Source organism: Mesorhizobium sp. M4A.F.Ca.ET.050.02.1.1 (genome assembly GCF_003997725.1).
Lineage (GTDB): Bacteria > Pseudomonadota > Alphaproteobacteria > Rhizobiales > Rhizobiaceae > Mesorhizobium.
In genome coordinates, this window is sequence record NZ_RZSG01000968.1 from 1 (window position 1) to 2016 (window position 2016).

Consider the following 2016-nt stretch of genomic DNA (forward strand, 5'->3'; position numbering starts at 1 on the left):
GCCGATGGCCATGACGCCATGTTCGGGCTCGAGCACGTCGCCGGTGCCGGTCAGCGCCAGCGAGACCGACTTGTCGGCGACCAGCATCATGGCTTCCAGCCGGCGCAGGTAGCGGTCGGTGCGCCAGTCCTTGGCGAGCTCGACGCAGGCGCGCGTCAGTTGGTCGGGATATTGCTCGAGCTTGGCTTCGAGCCGCTCCAGAAGGGTGAAGGCATCTGCGGTGGCGCCGGCGAAACCGGCAATGACTTTGCCGCCCGTGCCGATGCGGCGCACCTTCTTGGCATTGCCCTTCATGATGGTCTGGCCAAGGCTGACCTGGCCGTCGCCGGCGATCACAACCTTGCTGCCTTTGCGCACTGTCACGATCGTCGTGGCATGCATGGTCAGTTCATTCGACATTTTCTGCTCCGATTCGCGCCATCCCAATAAGGCGATTGGCGCGGTACGAGGGACTTTGATCGGCCATATGTATGCATGGGGTGGGCGATTGCAAACGACATGCCGGCCAGCCCGATACCCCATGGGAATGGCAACTGGCAATCGCCGGATCATGCTGCTAGAAGGCTCTCGATTTCAAGCATATGGGCGTTTGGGGCCTGTGCGCTCCCGCACGCCATGAACCTCCTGGACAAGGATAGATCATGCCGACGCGTTCCGCCGAAGCCAGCCGCAAGACCAAGGAAACCGACATCTCGGTGTCGGTCCATGTCGACGGCACCGGCAAGTTCGACATTGCGACGGGCGTCGGCTTCTTCGACCACATGCTCGACCAGCTGTCGCGTCATTCGCTGATCGACATGACGGTGAAGGCAAAGGGCGACCTGCACATCGACGACCACCACACGGTCGAGGATACCGGCATCGCGCTCGGCCAGGCGCTGGCCAAGGCGCTCGGCGAGCGGCGCGGCATCATGCGCTATGCCTCGATCGACCTCGCCATGGACGAGACACTGACCAGAGCGGCGATCGACGTCTCGGGCCGCCCGTTCCTGGTCTGGAACGTAACCTTCTCGTCGCCCAAGATCGGCACGTTCGACACCGAGCTGGTGCGCGAATTCTTCCAGGCGCTGGCGCAGAACGCGGGCGTCACGCTGCACGTGACCAATCACTACGGCGCCAACAACCATCACATCGCCGAGACCTGCTTCAAGGCGGTGGCGCGGGCGCTTCGTTCCGCGCTCGAGCGCGACCCGCGCCAGCCGGACGCCGTACCTTCCACCAAAGGTTCTTTGAAGGGGTAGGCGATGGCCTTCTATGTCGTGATGGAGCCGCCGGCGGGCCGCTCAAAGGCCGATGAGACGACCTTCGTGCGCGACGGCTTCACCTGGCTCGGGTTCCTATTCTCACCGCTGTGGCTCGCCTGGCACCGGCTGTGGATCGAGGCGGCGCTGACCTTCGTCGTCATGGCCATCCTGTCGATGCTCGGCGAGAAGCTGGGACTTGCCTGGGCGGGCTCGGCCCTGTCCCTGCTGGTCTCGCTCTATATCGGCCTCGAAGGACAGGGGCTGCGCATCGCGGCGCTACGCCGCCGCGGCTGGCACGAATGGGGCGTCGTCGAAGCCGACAGGCTGGACGGCGCCGAGACGCGTCATGCTTTGGAGGCCGACGTGCCGCCAGACGAGCAGCCGCCCGCCCCGCGCATCGTGCCCGACGCCAATCTGGCACGGCCGACGCAGACCGGCATGGCTCTGGGGCTGACCCATACGCCGGGAAGGCCCTGACATGCGGGTCGCGATCATTGACTACGGGTCGGGCAATCTGCGCTCGGCCACCAAGGCTTTCGAGCGCGCGGCGCGCGAGGCGGGCATTGCCGCGACAATCGAGCTCACCGCCGATGCGGAACGGGTCCGCACCGCCGAGCGCATCGTGCTGCCCGGCGTCGGCGCCTATGCCGACTGCGCGGCCGGCCTCAAGGCTGTCGCCGGCATGTGGGAAACGGTGGAGGACGTGGCTGTTCGCAAGGGACGGCCGTTCCTCGGCATCTGCGTCGGCATGCAGCTGATGTCGGAACGCGGG

At 65.7% G+C, this 2016-nt stretch carries 3 protein-coding genes and 1 pseudogene; 3 read left to right on the forward strand and 1 reads right to left on the reverse strand.

Going from position 1 to position 2016, the window contains the following annotated elements; all coding sequences use genetic code 11:
* The coding region (gene hslV, locus EOA33_RS33750) for an ATP-dependent protease subunit HslV (RefSeq protein WP_127407581.1) at positions 1 to 399 on the reverse strand (399 nt) is incomplete at its 3' end.
* A 242-nt stretch (positions 400 to 641) separates the two neighbouring features.
* Here hslV and hisB point away from each other — a divergent pair.
* The 3 genes and pseudogenes from hisB to EOA33_RS33765 form a co-directional block, all read left to right on the forward strand.
* Entirely contained in the window at positions 642 to 1241 is a 600-nt protein-coding gene (hisB, locus tag EOA33_RS33755; RefSeq protein ID WP_127407582.1) for an imidazoleglycerol-phosphate dehydratase HisB, read from the forward strand.
* A gap of 3 nt (positions 1242 to 1244) precedes the next feature.
* Positions 1245 to 1721 carry a DUF2628 domain-containing protein gene (locus EOA33_RS33760; protein WP_127407583.1) on the forward strand — a complete coding sequence of 159 codons (477 nt, stop codon included), beginning with the start codon at positions 1245 to 1247 and terminating at the stop codon, positions 1719 to 1721.
* 1 nt (position 1722) lies between these two features.
* A pseudogene (locus EOA33_RS33765) lies at positions 1723 to 2016 on the forward strand (phosphoribosylformylglycinamidine synthase subunit PurQ); the annotation flags it as partial.

Bases quoted from the DNA above. Each gene is read 5' to 3' on its own strand.
- hisB (WP_127407582.1), top strand. From the start codon at position 642: ATGCCGACGCGTTCCGCCGAAGCCAGCCGCAAGACCAAGGAAACCGAC.
- EOA33_RS33760 (WP_127407583.1), top strand. From the start codon at position 1,245: ATGGCCTTCTATGTCGTGATGGAGCCGCCGGCGGGCCGCTCAAAGGCC.